This is a genomic window from Agathobaculum sp. (genome assembly GCF_034098985.1).
Lineage (GTDB): Bacteria > Bacillota > Clostridia > Oscillospirales > Butyricicoccaceae > Agathobaculum.
The window spans coordinates 1-15,998 of the sequence record NZ_JAXEOA010000007.1; the positions used below are offsets into that span (position 1 = coordinate 1).

18 protein-coding genes are annotated in these 15,998 nt (G+C 53.8%); 4 read left to right on the forward strand and 14 right to left on the reverse strand.

All coding sequences use genetic code 11. The annotated features are described in order from the left end of the window. Positions 1–319: 319 nt before the first annotated feature. The 14 genes from SO058_RS01710 to lepB form a co-directional block, all read right to left on the reverse strand. Entirely contained in the window at positions 320–643 is a 324-nt protein-coding gene (locus tag SO058_RS01710; RefSeq protein ID WP_320841276.1) for an SCP2 sterol-binding domain-containing protein, read from the reverse strand. Between the two features lie 95 nt (positions 644–738). After that, positions 739–1,134 (reverse strand): hypothetical protein, encoded by a 396-nt coding sequence (locus tag SO058_RS01715; RefSeq protein ID WP_320841277.1) that lies wholly within the window; start codon positions 1,132–1,134, stop codon positions 739–741. Further along, a complete protein-coding gene (gene yihA, locus SO058_RS01720) occupies positions 1,131–1,730 on the reverse strand; it encodes a ribosome biogenesis GTP-binding protein YihA/YsxC (protein ID WP_320841278.1) in 600 nt (199 codons plus the stop codon). Before yihA ends, SO058_RS01715 begins: the two co-directional genes overlap by 4 nt. Before the next feature lie 22 nt (positions 1,731–1,752). Next, complete coding sequence (gene lon, locus SO058_RS01725; protein WP_320841279.1) at positions 1,753–4,173, reverse strand: endopeptidase La; 2,421 nt, start codon at positions 4,171–4,173, stop codon at positions 1,753–1,755. 133 nt (positions 4,174–4,306) lie between these two features. Then, a complete protein-coding gene (clpX, locus tag SO058_RS01730) occupies positions 4,307–5,614 on the reverse strand; it encodes an ATP-dependent protease ATP-binding subunit ClpX (RefSeq protein WP_320841280.1) in 1,308 nt (435 codons plus the stop codon). Between the two features lie 24 nt (positions 5,615–5,638). Continuing rightward, positions 5,639–6,220, reverse strand: a complete 582-nt coding sequence (clpP, locus tag SO058_RS01735; RefSeq protein ID WP_320841281.1) for an ATP-dependent Clp endopeptidase proteolytic subunit ClpP — start codon at positions 6,218–6,220, stop codon at positions 5,639–5,641. A 30-nt stretch (positions 6,221–6,250) separates the two neighbouring features. Further along, positions 6,251–7,585: a trigger factor gene (tig, locus tag SO058_RS01740; protein ID WP_320841282.1), complete on the reverse strand. Its 1,335-nt coding sequence runs from the start codon at positions 7,583–7,585 to the stop codon at positions 6,251–6,253. Positions 7,586–7,664: 79 nt separating this feature from the next. Further along, positions 7,665–8,366 (reverse strand): metallophosphoesterase, encoded by a 702-nt coding sequence (locus tag SO058_RS01745; protein WP_320841283.1) that lies wholly within the window; start codon positions 8,364–8,366, stop codon positions 7,665–7,667. Positions 8,367–8,368: 2 nt separating this feature from the next. Beyond that, entirely contained in the window at positions 8,369–9,862 is a 1,494-nt protein-coding gene (gene thrC, locus SO058_RS01750) for a threonine synthase (protein ID WP_320841284.1), read from the reverse strand. Positions 9,863–9,887: 25 nt separating this feature from the next. Continuing rightward, a complete protein-coding gene (locus SO058_RS01755; RefSeq protein WP_320841285.1) occupies positions 9,888–10,859 on the reverse strand; it encodes a dipeptidase in 972 nt (323 codons plus the stop codon). Then, entirely contained in the window at positions 10,859–11,215 is a 357-nt protein-coding gene (locus SO058_RS01760) for a YraN family protein (RefSeq protein ID WP_320841286.1), read from the reverse strand. The genes SO058_RS01755 and SO058_RS01760 overlap by 1 nt, the downstream gene beginning before the upstream one ends. After that, positions 11,212–11,829 (reverse strand): ribonuclease HII, encoded by a 618-nt coding sequence (locus tag SO058_RS01765; protein WP_320841287.1) that lies wholly within the window; start codon positions 11,827–11,829, stop codon positions 11,212–11,214. The genes SO058_RS01760 and SO058_RS01765 overlap by 4 nt, the downstream gene beginning before the upstream one ends. Next, the gene (ylqF, locus tag SO058_RS01770; protein WP_320841288.1) at positions 11,813–12,691 is read right to left on the reverse strand and encodes a ribosome biogenesis GTPase YlqF; all 879 of its coding nucleotides are present in this window, start codon (positions 12,689–12,691) and stop codon (positions 11,813–11,815) included. Before ylqF ends, SO058_RS01765 begins: the two co-directional genes overlap by 17 nt. A gap of 3 nt (positions 12,692–12,694) precedes the next feature. Then, positions 12,695–13,258 (reverse strand): signal peptidase I, encoded by a 564-nt coding sequence (gene lepB / locus SO058_RS01775; protein WP_320841289.1) that lies wholly within the window; start codon positions 13,256–13,258, stop codon positions 12,695–12,697. 222 nt (positions 13,259–13,480) lie between these two features. On the opposite strand from lepB, the gene SO058_RS01780 reads away from it, so the two are divergent. From SO058_RS01780 to SO058_RS01795, 4 genes are all read left to right on the forward strand, one after another. Next, positions 13,481–14,080: a DUF6514 family protein gene (locus SO058_RS01780; RefSeq protein ID WP_320841290.1), complete on the forward strand. Its 600-nt coding sequence runs from the start codon at positions 13,481–13,483 to the stop codon at positions 14,078–14,080. A 230-nt stretch (positions 14,081–14,310) separates the two neighbouring features. Then, complete coding sequence (locus SO058_RS01785) at positions 14,311–14,658, forward strand: helix-turn-helix domain-containing protein (RefSeq protein ID WP_320841291.1); 348 nt, start codon at positions 14,311–14,313, stop codon at positions 14,656–14,658. A gap of 39 nt (positions 14,659–14,697) precedes the next feature. After that, entirely contained in the window at positions 14,698–15,270 is a 573-nt protein-coding gene (locus SO058_RS01790) for an RNA polymerase sigma factor (RefSeq protein WP_320841292.1), read from the forward strand. Then, complete coding sequence (locus SO058_RS01795) at positions 15,263–15,973, forward strand: hypothetical protein (RefSeq protein WP_320841293.1); 711 nt, start codon at positions 15,263–15,265, stop codon at positions 15,971–15,973. The genes SO058_RS01790 and SO058_RS01795 overlap by 8 nt, the downstream gene beginning before the upstream one ends. Positions 15,974–15,998: the final 25 nt, after the last annotated feature.

Sequence of the window (15,998 nt, forward strand, 5' to 3'; positions counted from 1 at the left end):
AACCGCGCCCCTCTCGGTGACAGCTTATTTATAATATCACATCCGCTTAGCTTTGTCAACATCTTTTTTCGATTTTTTCTCGCCTTAAGTTGTCTCCATCGCTTCGCTTCGTGTTCCGCCGCCCGAAAGCAGCTTAATTAGTATATCGCTCTCAATGCCATTTGTCAACACTTTTTTCAAAGGTTTTGAGATCGATCCTCCTTCTTACCGGAGAGTTCTTTTATTGTACGTTTTCCGGCTGTTTCTGTCAATGTCATTTCCCAACAAAAATCCCGCCCGGTTTCTGACAAAACGGGCGGGATCGCATGTACACTCGGGATCACTGCTTGAGCAATTCAGCCAGCAACATGACCTTGTCCACATTTCCCTCAATTGAAATTTTCCCTTCGGCAACTGCAACCTGTGGAACCAGCTTACCGTTAAACATTTTTTCAATATTGGTCATCGTGCCAGACACACTTGCGTCGCGGTCGATATACTCATAAGGCATGACAGACAAAACGCCATTGAGGATCTCCACATAAAACACGCCGGAAACCTTGCCGGTCAGGTTAAACTGCACCGCGACACGGCCTTGGGTACCGCTGATATCCGCTTTGCTCAATTTGTTATAGATCTTCCCAATCAGCTGATCAATTGTCATTGGTATCGCCCCCTAGTTATTGGTTAATTTTATTATAAAACTTTTCTAGGAAAATGCAACACTGTTTTTCCCTTTATCACACAAAATCCGATGCGCTACGTCTTCTTCACAAAGCGGGTATGACATTCCGGGCAGGTAATCTCTATTTTCCCGCGCCCACGCGGTACCCGCAGCCGCTTCTTACATTGGGGGCATTTGTAATAACAGTGTGTCTTACGGTCGGAAAAACGTGTTTTTACGCCTTTAATTGCCTGTTTAACCGGCATCCAACGCTGCATAAACCACTGGTTTTCCGAGTAGCGGGCTTGAATATTACGCGAAAACATCCGAAAGTAGCATAAAATCAGAAGTGCGAGCGCCATCATGCCGAGAAATGCCCAGCCCGTCAAAGCGCGCAGCAGCATCAGCACCATAGCTAACACAAGCAGCGCATTATTGAGCTGGTCCCCGCCGTAGCGCCCATACATCATGCGCCGCAGAAAGTTCATCATGCAGGGCCGTCCTTTCCCAGAAAGTCAAAAATCCGTGCCAGCACTTCATCCTTGCCCGTCCCCTTTTCCGCAGAAAACGGGATCAGCGGCACTTCCTCCGGCAAAAGCAAGGTCTGCCGAATGATGTTTAAATTGCCCTCTAACTGGCTCTTCTTGATTTTATCATGCTTGTTGGCAATCACGATCCACGGCATGTCCGACATGCGGAACCAGTTCGCCATCGTTACGTCGTCGCCCGTCGGCTTATGACGGATATCGACGATCTGCACGCCGACCGATAAAAGCCCGGACGCAAAATACTGCTCGATCAGCGCTCCCCATCGGTCACGCTCGGCTTTGGACACCTTGGCGTAGCCATAGCCAGGAAGATCGACCCAGTACGCCTGTTTGTCGAGCAAAAAAAAGTTGATGTGAATGGTCTTACCGGGCTGGCCGCCGACACGCGCGAAATTTTTGCGGTTCAGCAGCCGGTTGATGACTGAGGATTTGCCGACATTTGATTTGCCGGAAAAAACGATCTGCGGCAATCCGTCGGCCGGAAAATCGCGTTCGCTTACGGCCGAGCGGATAAACTCCGCGTTATGCAGGTTGAGCATGTTACGCTCCTCTCGATGTCTGTTACTGGATGACGTGCGCCGCCGGTGCTTTGGATGGACGAGCCGGCACATTGCCCGCCGCGGCGCGCTTTTTCTTATCCGGACGACGGGCGAAATCGATTGCGGTCTCCATAACCGTGTCCATATGCACTGCCGGGACAAACCGCAGGTTTTCCCGCACCACAGGTTCGATGTCCTGCAGATCGGATTCATTGTCCTTGGGGATAACAACCGTTTTGATACCCGCGCGGTAGGCCGCCATGGTTTTCTCACGCAGGCCGCCAATAGGCAGCACGCGCCCACGCAGCGTGACCTCTCCGGTCATTGCCACATCGTGGCGCACCGGAGCCTCCGTAAGCGCGGAGACCAGCGCGGTCGTGATTGTCACGCCTGCGGACGGGCCGTCTTTCGGTACTGCAGCTTCCGGGAAGTGAATGTGCAGATCGTTATCCTTATAAAACATCGGGTCGATCTCCAGTTCGGACGCCTTGGAGCGGACAAACGTGACCGCCGCTTTTGCGCTTTCCTGCATGACCGTGCCCAGATTGCCCGTCACCTCGATCTTACCAGTACCCGGTACGACCGCAACTTCGACTTCCAGCATCTCGCCGCCCACGCTCGTCCACGCAAGACCGTTTACAATGCCAATCTCGTCCTTTTTTGTCACCACGTCATCTTTATATGGCGGCACGCCTAGCAGCGTTTCAATGGATTTTTCGGTAAGGGTCAGCTTTTTGCCGCCGTCCGCAATATGTTTGGCCGCCTTGCGGCAGATTTTTGCAAGCAGCTGCTCCAGCTTCCGCACGCCCGCCTCCCGGGTATAGCCCGAGATCACTGCGCGCAGCACCTTTTCCGCTATGCCGAGCTGCGTCTTTTTCAGACCGTGCTTTTTCATCTGCTTAGGCAGCAGATGATGCTCCGCTATTTGCAGTTTTTCCTCTTCCGTGTACGAGGAAAGCTCAATGACCTCCATACGGTCGAGCAGAGGGCGCGGCACGGTCGACAAATCGTTCGCCGTCGTCAGGAACAGTACGTCGGATAAATCAAACGGGAGCTCAATATAATGGTCGCGGAACGCGACGTTTTGCTCGGTATCCAGCACCTCCAGCATAGCAGAAGCCGGATCGCCTCGAAAATCGCTGCCCATTTTATCGATCTCATCGAGTAAAATCAGGGGGTTTGACGTGCCGGCACGGCGCAGCGCGTCCATAATGCGGCCGGGCATGGCGCCAATGTAGGTTTTGCGGTGGCCGCGGATATCTGCCTCATCGCGCACGCCGCCGAGCGACATGCGGGCATAATTGCGCCCCATCGCTTCCGCGACCGATTTAGCAATCGAAGTCTTGCCGACGCCCGGGGGGCCGACCAGACACAGCACCTGTCCCTTGAGTTCAGGCGACAGCGCCTTGACCGCGAGGAACTCCAATATACGCTCTTTGACCTTTGTCAGTCCAAAATGGTCGCGATCGAGAATCGCCGCGGCCTCCGTCAGGTCAATGCGTTCCTTGCTACGCTTCTTCCACGGCAGTTCAAGCACCGTATCAAGATAAGTGCGCACCACACCTTGCTCGGCCGGCGAGCCGCCTAGCTTTGCAAAACGGTCGACCTCTTTCATCAGCTTTTCTTCGCATTCCTTAGGAAGCCGCAGCCGCTGCACCTTAGCGCGGTATTCCTCTGCCTCGGATGCAAGGTCCTGCTCGCCCAGCTCGCTCTGGATCACCTTGATCTGCTCACGCAAATAATATTCCCGTTGGTTTTTATCAATTTGGCTTTTCAGCTCGTCCTGGATCTCATTTTCAATTTTCAGAATCTCGGTTTCCTCGCCCAGCAGCCGAATCACCATGGTCAGACGGCGCGTTACGTTGAGCTCCTCCAAAATATCCTGTTTGGCTTCCACGTCGACCGCGAGGTTTTGCGCTATGTAATCGGCGAGATAGCCCGGAGGACCGCCCGCCGCTACAGTCATCTCCACGTCGTCGGATACACGGGCGGCGTACTGTGCGTATTCGGAAAAGCGCTCCTGCGCGGTCCGCACCAAAGCCTGCGCGCGGCGTTCGGTCACGCCCAGCTCAAAATCCTCAAGCTGCTCGACCTCTGCGTAAATGCAGTCTTCCTCGTTCTCCGGGCGGGTGAACTGGTGCGCAAGCGCGCGTGCGCGCCCCTCGACCAGCACGCGGATATTGTCCCCCGGCAAGCGGAGAATCTGCTTGACCACGCACACCGAGCCGGTCTGGAACAGGTCGCCCGGACCCGGCGTATCGGTCTTGAGCTCGCGCTGCGCGGTCAAAAAGATCATCTGCTCGTTCTTCATCGCCGCTTCGAGCGCGCGGATCGACATCGAACGGCCTACGTCAAAATGTATCAACATGCGCGGAAATGCCGTCAGTCCGCGAAGCGGCAGCACCGGCAGCAGGCGCAAAGTGATTTCATTGGTTTCCATCATATGTTTTTCTCCTATACGCGGGAAATAGATAGGGTTAGTATAGTATATTTCGCGCGGTTTGGCAAGCGGGAAAACCTGCCGAAACAGCAAAAACGCGGGCGAAACAAACCGTCCCGCCCACGTTTTTCATAATTTATGCGCTTTTATCCGGTTTTGGCAGCGCTTCCACCCCGGTCTTGCCTTCGGAAAGCGCAGGCCGTCCGCCGTGCTCCAGCACCGGGCCGCTCTCCCCCGCGACCGTGGCACGCGTGATCATCACCTTGGTGATCGTTTCGTCCGATGGGATCTGGAACATGATATCGGTCATGACAGCTTCCAGCACACCGCGCAGGCCGCGCGCGCCCGTCTTGCGCGCAAGCGCGATTTTCGCGACCTCACGCAAAGCGTCCGGCTCAAATACAAGTTCGGCGCCGTCCATCTGCAAAAGCGCCTGATACTGCTTGACCAGAGCATTCTTAGGCTCTTGTAAAATGCGGACCAATGCGTCCTCATCCAGTGTGTCGAGCGCCACAATGACCGGCAGGCGGCCAATCAGCTCGGGGATCAGACCAAATTTCATCAAATCATGCGGCTCAATTTTGGCGAGCAGCTGATCGTTCCGGTCTTCCTCCTTGCTGTGCACCTCTGCGCCAAAGCCAAGCCCCTGCTTGCCCGTGCGCTTCTGGATAATGCCCTCGACCCCGTCGAACGCACCGCCGCAGATGAACAGGATGTTCGATGTGTCGATCTGGATAAAATCCTGATGCGGATGCTTGCGTCCGCCCTGCGGCGGGACGTTTGCCGTCGTACCCTCAAGCATCTTGAGCAGCGCCTGCTGCACACCCTCGCCCGACACATCGCGTGTGATCGAGGGGTTTTCGCTTTTGCGGGCGATTTTGTCGATCTCATCCACATAGATGATGCCGTGCTCAGCGAGCTCCACATCAAAATCCGCAGCCTGAATCAAGCGCAGCAGGATGTTTTCCACATCCTCGCCCACATAGCCGGCCTCGGTGAGCGTCGTCGCGTCCGCGATGGCAAACGGAACCTTGAGCGTTTTGGCAAGGGTCTGCGCGAGCAGCGTCTTGCCCGAACCCGAGGGCCCAAGCATCAGGATATTCGACTTTTGCAACTCCACTTCGGCATCCGGATGGTAAATGCGTTTATAGTGGTTATAGACCGCGACAGACAGTGCGATCTTGGCGCGGTCCTGCCCGATGACATACTCGTCGAGCGTGGCCTTGAGCTCCTGCGGCGTGGGCAGGCGCTCGGGCTCGAGCACGGTTTCCTCATCGCGCAGCGACGGGGAGAAATCGAGCTCATCGTCCAAAATGCTGGTGCACACGCCAATACACTCATCGCAGATATAAACGCCGGGGCCTGCGATCAGCTTGCGCACCCTGCTTTGCGGCTTTCCGCAAAACGAGCATTTGAGCGTCTTCTCATCATCAAAATTCGGCATTTCGCACCTCAAACAAATCGGGAATTAATGCTTGTCAAACACCTGATCGATCAGGCCGTAATCAAGCGCCTCTTTGGCCGACATAAAGTTGTCGCGGTCGGTATCGCGCTCGATGATTTCAAGCGGTTTGCCCGTGTTTTCGGCCATGATGCGGTTCAGTTTATCGCGCGTTTTCAGGATCCATTCCGTGTGGATTTTCATGTCGGACGCCTGCCCTTTCGCGCCTCCCATCGGCTGATGGATCATGATCTCCGCGTTCGGCAGCGCATAGCGCTTACCCTTCGCGCCCGAGCACAGCAAAAACGCGCCCATGGAAGCGGCCAGGCCGACGCAGATGGTCGACACGTCGCACTTAATATAGTTCATCGTATCATAGATCGCCATGCCGGCCGTCACCGAACCGCCGGGGCTATTGATATAGAACGAAATGTCCTTATCCGGATCCTGCGCTTCAAGATACAGCAGCTGCGCGACGATCAGCGATGCGGTCGTGTCGTTGACCTCCTCGCCCAGCATGACAATGCGGTCGTTCAGCAAACGGGAAAAAATGTCATACGAACGTTCGCCGCGTCCAGTTTGCTCGATGACCATTGGGACTAAACTCACGTGAAAAGACTCCTCTCAGCCCTTGGAAAATTATTCTTCGCTTTCGCCCTCGCCGCCATCCGCTTTTTTCTTGGACGCGGTTTTTTTCTTGGCCTTGGCGTTCTTGGTCAGCAATTCCAGCGCACGGCTGATTTTCAGGTCTCCGGTCAGGGCATCAGCGCCGACGGCGGCCTTGATCTTGTCGACCTCCATACCGTACTGCTCTGCCAGTTTACCATACTCCTCGTCAAGATCCTTGTCGGAAATTGCGATATTTTCAAGCGCAGCTACCTTTTGCAGCGCAAGGCGCACCTTGACCTGACGCTCCGCCTGTTCGCGGAACAGGCCGCGGAAAGTCTGCACGTCCATATTGTTCATCTTGAGGTACTGCTCTAGCTGCATGCCCTGCATCTGAATGCGATAGCCAAAATCTTGTACAATCGAGTCGATCTGGCTCTCAAACATAGCCTCCGGAATGTCGGCCTTCATGTTTGCGATCACCGCGTCAAGCACTTTCTCTTCAAAGTCATGGTCGGCCGCGGTCTGGCGCTCGGTCTTAAGGCGCTCGGTGATCTCCTTTTTGAGATCCTCCAGCGTTTCACAGGTTTCGGATACGTCCTTAGCGAACTCATCGTCGATCTCAGGCAGAATGGTCTGCTCTACCTTATGCACCTTGCACTTGAACACAGCTTCCTTGCCTGCAAGCTCCTTGGCATGGTACTCCGCCGGGAACGTGACGACAACGTCTTTCTCATCGCCCGCCTTGCAACCGATCAGCTGATCCTCAAAGCCCGGGATGAACGAACCCGATCCCAGCGTCAGCTCATGGTGCTCAGCCTTGCCGCCTTCAAAGGCGACGCCGTCCACAAAGCCCTCAAAGTCGATATCGACCGTGTCATTCTTCTTAGCTTTGCGATCCACGGTCTCTGTGCGCGCATTGCGCTCGGCCAGACGGTTCAGCTCCGCCTTTACGTCGGCAGCCGGCACCTTGACCGTCTCTTTTTCCGCCTCGACGCCTTTGTATTCGCCCAGCTCAACTTCGGGCTCAACCGGTACCTTGGCGATGATGGAAAGACCGCCCTCGGGCGCGTCCTCGCCCAAGTCAACGTCCGCGCGGCCAACCGGCTCGATACCGGCCTCCTTGACCGCCATATCCATCGCTTCCGGGTAAACGATATTAAACGCTTCTTCAAAGAAAACGCCTTCGCCGTACAGCTTCTCGATCATCTTGCGCGGGGCCTTGCCCTTGCGGAAGCCCGGAACGGTAATGTTCTTACCGGCCTTTTTAAACGCCTTGTCCTTGGCGGCCTCAAACTCGTCCTTCGTGATCTCGATCGTCAGCGAAACGACGCTGTGTTCCAGCTTTTCAGTCTTTTTCAGTTCCATGTTGCCTACTCCTTACGTAATACTTTCAATGTATCCAATCTATTTTATCAGATTGTTTTATGGATTTCCATAGTTTTTTCTATTTTTTAAGCAGAATCGGCGTAAAATTCACATGATCTCCCGACGCAAGCCGCCATTCGATCCCCTCATACATGCCCTCGACCGCATAACGCAGGCTGTCCGAATGGAGATGACCATAGACGCAGCGCCGGACACCGTACCGCTGCAAAAGCGCAATGATCTCACCGCAGCGGAAATTTGCGTAAAGCGGCGGGTAATGCAAAAAGCATAGGATCTCCTCGGGTTTTCCCGCCGCGCCCTGCTTGAGTGAGGACTCCAGGCGCAAGAGCTCGCGCCGAAATATCTTTTCGTTATGTGGATCGGCGAAATCCTCTTCAAAGGGCCAACCACGGGTGCCGCAAATCGCCGTTTTTTCATAAAAAAAGCAGTTGTTATGCAAAAAGTCGATGCTTTGAAAGCCGTTTTCCTCGAGAAAACGGTGCATTTTCGCAGCAGTCTCCCACCAAAGGTCATGATTTCCTTTCAGAATGATCTTTTCCCCCGGTAGGCTTTCGAGCAACGCAAAATCGCCGCGCGCCTCCGCAAGGCTGATACCCCACGAAATATCGCCGCCCAAGACAACGGTGTCCTGATCCCCGACCAGCGCACGCCAGTTTTTTACAATTTTTTCTATATATCCCTGCCAGCGGCCGCCAAAAATGTCCATCGGTTTTTGAGTCGTAGTCGCCAAATGCAGGTCGGCTAGCGTAAACAGCGCCATTCTTACAAGCCCTTCAGCAGCTCGACCGTGCTTAGTATCTCTTGCTTATCCACCACGCGGTCAAACCGCGGCATTTTGCCGTGCAGCGCGTCCAGCGGTTTAGGCGCTGGTACGCCGGTCAGCGCGGTCAGCACATCGAGCTGCGAAAAATCGTCCTTTTGCAGCGTGCCGCCCAGCGCTTCGACGACTGCACGGCAGAACTTGAATGGACTCGCAGTTGAAGCGATGACCGTCGGCGTTTCGTCGCCCGTGCGGGCGCGGTAGTCCTCATAGACCTTGACCGCGACCGCTGTATGCGTATCGGCGAGGTAATGCTCGTCCTCCCACAACCGGCGTATGGTCCGGGCGGTCTCCGTATCATCGCAGCAGCCCGCGTCGAAGTCGGCCCCGATTTTCGAGAAAATATCCCCCGGAAGCGCGTAGCATCCCTCGGTATTCAGCTTGTCCATTAAGGAGGCGACCAGCTTATCGTCCTGCCCGGAGGCGAAGAACAGCAGCCGCTCCAGATTGGACGATATTAAAATATCCATCGAGGGCGAAACAGTAGTATAGAAATCGCGGTTTTTATCATAGCTACCGCCTTTTTGGAAAAAGTCGGTCAGCACGTTGTTACGGTTGGAGGCGCAGATGAATTTGTTGACCGGCAAGCCCATCTGACCCGCAATATAGGCGGCCAGAATATTGCCGAAGTTGCCGGTCGGCACGCAGACGTTGATCTTCTCGCCCTGCCGAATCGCTCCGGCCGCCACCATGTCGCAGTACGCCGATACATAATAAGCAATCTGCGGGGCAAGGCGGCCCCAGTTGATCGAGTTAGCGGACGACAGCATCAGGCCGTCCCGGTCAAGCTTATCCCGGGTCGCGGTATCCGTGAAAATGCGTTTGACTGCGGACTGCGCGTCATCAAAATTGCCGCGGATGGCGACAACCTCGACGTTATTCCCCGCCTGCGTAGTCATTTGTAGCTTCTGCATAGGTGACACGCCGTTTTCCGGATAATATACCATAATCTTGGTTCCGGGTACGTCCGCAAAACCGTCGAGCGCAGCCTTGCCCGTATCGCCCGAGGTCGCGACGAGGATACACGCCGTACGCGTTTCGCCCGTTTTGCGGAGCGAGGCGGTCAGCAGATGCGGCAGCATTTGCAGCGCCATATCCTTAAACGCGCAGGTCGGCCCATGCCACAATTCCAGCATGTGTTTGCCTTCCCGCAGCGCGGCGACCGGCGCGGTGATGCTGCCGCCAAACTTTTCGTCAGCATAGGCTTTCTTCGCAAAATCCTCCAACTCAGCCGGCTCGAAATCGGTCAAAAACTTGCCAAGGATGAGTGCCGCACGGCCTTTATAGTCCATGGCGGCCAGTTGTTCCCAATCCTGACAGGAAAGCGCCGGAAACTCGGCCGGACAATATAGTCCGCCGTCGGGCGCAATGCCGTTCGCGATCGCATACGCCGACGATACCCGGCGGCTCTTGTCTCTCGTACTTACATATTCCATCTGTCAAACCTCCGAAGTGGATATTTTATAACATCTTATGGACAAACGCGCGCGCGTTGTCGTAAAACAGCGCGTTCACGGTGCTTTCTTTATAGCCCTTTTGCAGCATGCACTCGGCAAGCTTAGGCAGGTCGGCCAGACCGTCCACCCCGGCGGGAAGTTCGTCGCAGCCGTCTAGGTCGCAACCCAGCGCGATGTGATGCTCCGCACCCACAAAGCCTAGGAAATGCTCAATATGATCGAGCACGGCATCCAATGTGCACTGGGTCTGCCGCACGAGAAACGGCGTATACAAATTGACGCCGATCAGGCCGCGCCGCCGCACAATTTCCGAAATCTGTTCATCCGTCAGGTTCCGGGGATGGCGGCACATCGCCCGCGCGTTGCTGTGGCTTGCCACAAACGGCCGATCCGTTTGCTCGCACACATCCCAAAAGCCCTGTTCGGACAAGTGAGACACGTCGATGATGATGCCTGCCTGTGCGCAGCCGCGCACCAGCGCACGCCCCTCGTCCGTCAGGCCGGCCTGCTGATCCACCGTTGCCGGGCAACCAAACCGGCTGCTGTAGTTCCACGTCAATGTAATCAGCCGTATTCCCGCCTCATAGGCGATCTCCAGCGCATCCGGCCTGTCGGGCAGTAGCTCCGCACCCTCGATCGAGAGGAGCGCCGCCGATTTCCCCTGCCGCGCCGCCTCTTCAAAATCCTCGGCCGACCGGCAGAAACGAAGCCAATCTGCGTTAGCGGCGAACTCGCGCGCCGCTGTGCGCAGCATGCGCTCGAGACGTTCGTCCGGAGGCGTATCAAGCAGGCTGTGCCGCCCTTTCGCCAACGCGTCGCTTGGCGCGCGCGCGCCGCAGAACAATGCAAAAAACTGTGCATAGTGCCCAAATTGCTTGGCTGCCGCGCGGCTGACGGCGAAGCCGCCGTCCCGCAGCGGCTTTCCAGTTTCGCAGCATTCGTACAAGGTATCGCAGTGCAGGTCAAAAAGGTTCATCATGCTCCCCCAAAGGCGTTCTCCAGCAGGTTGACGCGGCGCGGGACCTCTCCGTCCTCCTCGCCGTAAACCTCGATCACGTCGAAGCGCGGCTGCAGGCCGGACGGATACCGCTGTAGCCATGTTTCTGCCGCCGCCAGGATTTTCTGCTGCTTGGTGAACGTCACATGCTCGCGCGCCGCGGCAAAGCGGTCGTCTTTCCGCGTCTTGACTTCGACAAAGATAATATATTGGCCGCACTGCGCAATAATGTCGATTTCTCCGAACCGCGTCCGGAAATTAGTCTCGACAACGCGCCAGCCAAGCTTTTGCAGATACGCCCGCGCCGCCTGCTCGCCCCACTCGCCCCGCTTCACCGTGGCGCCTCCGGATGCTTCTCGTAGAATTTCTTCAAAAACGTCCTCCGATGGATCGGGCAAGGCCCGTTCGCCAGAAGCGCCTCGTCGTGCGCGCGGGTCTCATAGCCCTTGTGCTTTGCAAACCCATAGGCCGGATACTGTACGTCGTACCGCCGCATCAGCCGGTCACGCGTCACTTTCGCTAGGATGGATGCCGCCGCGACAGACGGCACCTTGCCATCGCCGCCTATGACGCAGAGGTGCGGCACGCTTAGTCCCTCTGAGCGGTTGCCGTCCACATAAACAAAATCAGCGGGGACGGAAAGCCCCTCCACAGCCTGCGCCATCGCCCGGTAGGTCGCCTGGAGGATGTTAATCTCGTCAATTACGTTTTCATCGACCAGCGCCACCGCCCAGGCGACCGCCTTTTCGCAGATCACATCATACAGCGTCTCGCGCTTTTTTTCGCTCAGCTTTTTGGAATCGTTCAGGCCATCAATTTCAATGTCCGACGGCAAAATGACCGCGCCCGCGCACACCGGTCCCGCGATCGGACCGCGCCCGGCCTCGTCCACGCCGCACACAGCGGAAAAGCCGTTTTCCCACGCGCGCCGCTCAAATTCCCAAGTCATATTCGTAGTCCTCCGGCAGTTCGAGCGTGATGCGTCCGAGCACGCCACCGCGAAACTCGTCCAGCAGCACGCGCGCCATCCGCTCGGTGTCGATCTCCGCGCCGCGCTGGATAAAGCCGCGTTTTTTGCCCGCCTGCTGCAACAGCTCATAGCCCAGAAAATCGCTTTCCTCCGGGATAGCAAGCCCATAGCGCGCGATAATTGCTTTAGGGGCGCGTACCGCCAAAATTTCCAGCAGCTTGCAGGCCAGCGTCTCCGTGTCCAGAATGTCGTCCTTGACCGCGCCAGTCGCCGCGAGCAGCAGGCCGACGCGCTCGTCCTCAAATTTTGGCCAGAGAATACCCGGCGTATCTAATAGGTCGATGCCGCCCTCGACGCGGAACCACTGGCTGCCGCGCGTCACGCCCGGCCTGTCCTCGGCTTTGGCCGAGCGCCGCCCTAAAATCCGGTTGATGAACGTTGACTTTCCAACGTTTGGGATGCCGACCACCATCACGCGCACCGCTTTGCCGACCTGTCCTTTTTCATTCCACTGAGCGATCTTGTCCGCCAGCAGACCGCGGACGGCCGCAGTAAACTGCGCCGTACCCGCTCCCGAACGGCTATCGGTCTCGATGACCGCCCAGCCCTTGGCGCGGAAATGCTTTGCCCAAAGGCGTGTGCTGTCCGGGTCGGCCAAATCGATGCGGTTGAGCACGATAAGGCGCGGCTTGCCCGCGGCAATCTCGTCCATATCGGGGTTCCTGCTAACCTGCGGGATGCGCGCGTCGACCACTTCGCAGACTGCGTCGATATTCTTAATGTGCTCGGCCATCTGCCGCCGGGTCTTGGTCATATGGCCGGGATACCATTGGATATTCATAGTTTATGAAACAGCTCCAAACTTGTTAAACGGATAGATGACAGACAGCACATGTCCGAGGATATAACGCTCGTCGACCATGCCGAGCGAGGTCCAGCGGCTGTCGGTCGAGGCGTTGCGGTTGTCGCCCATAACAAAGATGCTGCCCTCAGGCACAGTCTGGGGAAAGGCCATATCGCCCTCACGCGCCGTCAATTCCGCGATATAGGGTTCGTCGAGCGCCTCGCCGTTCACGCTGACCGTCCCAGTTGAAAAATCGATATCAATGGTATCGCCGCCGGTCGCGATAATGCGCTTGACGATCGGCTGGTCGTTCCAAAAGCCTGCCTTGTTCAGCACGACGATATCGCCCTTTTCGGGGTGGTAGTTCAAATTGCTGACCAGCATTATATTATGGTCTTCGAGCGTCGGGAACATTGACGAACCGTCCACGCCGATCAGGCGGACGAGAAAAGTGAAGACCACTACAAAAAAAATCAAAACAGTAAGCAACGATTCGCCCCAGCTGAACCACTCGCTTTGAAAGCGTCCTTCAGGGCGCACTGTCTTTTCCGATGTCTCTGGCATTGTTTTTTCCTCCACAAAGATAAACATACGGGTTTATTATATCACATACTCTCCCGCCTCGCAAATAATTCCTGAAAATCGTCTTTTCAGAGTTGCTGCAATCCTGTGTCCGAAATTTTTGTCAAATCAATGCTTTCATATGCTGGTGAATTTGTAAAGGTATGCAAATGCTTTGTCAAATCCCTTTCAAATATATTATATTCTAATTAGGAGGGGCTGCCAATGCTTACAGAAATTGTTGGGGCAAACATCAGGCGAAAAAGAATATCTCGTGGAGAAACACTTGAGGATTTGGGAAATGCTGCCGGGGTTGACACATCACACATTGGAAAAATCGAGCGCGGAAAACACAATGCGACATTGGATATATTATTGCGGATATCCAATGCGCTTGATATGCAGCTGCACGAATTGTTTGACGAGGGTGCACGAGAAGAACGATACGAAACGGTAACCCGTTTTATAAAGCGCAATATGCTTTTCTCGGATAAGCTAATTCGCTATTACGACCCGTTCCGCGTGTTGGACATGCTCGGACGTATTTTGTTAAAAAACATAACCGTCTGCGATGTGGAGGCGGGCGCAAAAATCCGTACATGGTGTCTGTTAATACGCACGGTCGTGGAGGTTGACGGCCACAGAAAAGAGGTATATGGAATTAATTGTTGCCGAGAAAATGAAACCCCTATTACTATTCCCGATATCAGTTCAGACAAAAACTTTGTGAAGAATCTAGTGGCAAAATTTAATGAAAATCAAGCTTCACCTGAGGACCTATGGTATCTGGTAAATGATGCGGTGAATGAAGCCATTATGATATAGCATTGCAAAGTGTTCATGAAAGCTTGTCATGATAAATGACAAGCTTTTTCATTACCAACTGACGTATTTCGACATTGAGAAAATGCGCTGTATCGCATCTCCTACGTTTTTCTTTCATTTTATCCCCTATTTGGGGAATTTTCTATCGTTGGATCATATGCTTTTCTTTGTTGCCCAGTATACTGAATAGGGATGTTTCCCCAATTAGTGCGTACGGAGGTGTATTTAACGTGAATGTGGAGCACATCAACAAGGCCAGTTTGGGCGCTCAGCTTAGGGCTTCTCGTGTTGCCAAAGGATGGACGCCAAAAACCGCAGCTGAGAAAATGGGGTTATCTCCTCGTTATCTGGCTGATATTGAACGTGGCGATAAGGTGCCGAAGCTTGAAACGCTCGTTACCATTTTAAATGTTCTGGAAGCATCTGCGGATATCGTTCTGCAGGACAGCCTGCATTGCGGGTACAAACACAAGCTTTCGTCACTCGAAAGTCGAATACAGCATCTAACACATTCACAGCGTGCGCTGGTTATAGACGTAATGGAAACTTTAGTTTCAGGTTTTTGCCGCGAGACATGATATAATCAAAATACATAGATACAAAGGGTGGGGTTAGGATTGGAAAGCAAACATCACATGGCCAGCGATAAAGCTTTTATCCTAGAACTTTATCATAAATATAAACGCCTGATATACAAATATATTTATGATATCACACAGGATCGGCAAAGTGTAGAGGATATCACCAACGATGTAATTGTCGCGCTTATTTCACACATTGAAAAGCTCCATTCTCTATCCGAAAGCAAGCGTGTCAGCTATATCATCAGAACCACTAAAAATGCATCATTGCGTTATCTCATAAAAAGCCGCCGGGTAACTCCGCTTTATACAGAGCCGTTTGATGGTGATGAAATCGAGTCTTGCATTGTTCCTCCACCACAAACGCATTTAAGCCAGGTAGAATTGCGGAACACGCTTTCTAACGCTATCGCCAATTTGTCAGTGCGCGATCAGGAGCTACTTGTGAGCCGCTATTTGCTGGATTATTCAGACCGTGAATTGTCCGAATACACAGGCATTCCGGAGGCGAATATCAGAACATATGTTATGCGTGCCAGAAAACGGTTGCTCAAGTATCTAGACGCGGATCTACTCGAAGAATACGAAAGGGGGAAGATAAATGGATAAGCGAATGCAACAGCTCTTGGATGAATATGAAGAGTTAATGGCGACGATAGCTGTGGAAGACCTATGTGAAGCCGAGGGAGATCGTTTGCTAGAAGAGCTTGCCTCTTTACCGGACATCGAGCCCTCAAAAGATGAACTGCAACGCATAGAAAAAACTATCGATAAGGCGCTTACAGCCCGAACCTACACGACTAAAGTGAAACGCATAAGAAAAAAGAGTCCTTTGCTGCGCTATGTAACGAATATGGCTATCATCGCTGTGCTTATTATAGGGACATTACATGTCAGTGCTATTCGAAATGTTTTTCTCCGGCTTATTCCGTCTGATGAAGGGACGTATACTTCACTTACTTGGTCAGATAATCGCCTGTCAGATTTAGTTGATTCTCATTTACCTATAATTTTTCGAGACAGAGATATTCCATCAGGATATATACTTAGCAAAAACATCTCCACAGCGTCCATTCATACAATTGAATACTGTAAAAATGACTATGTGCTATTCTTCAGATGGCGCGACGCTACCACTAATATTAACATTGACTCTCCTTCTCTTACCGATGGAATTTTTATTCGAGGTAACCCCGGTTTTTATGTGACAAATAATTCTAGTCAAAGCCTTACATGGGAAGAACAAGGTTATATAATGGAAGTAGTTACTAATGACCCGACAATTGATCTCTTGACAATTGTCTGTGATTAACAAATTTTTACGCTCCACTTTGTGG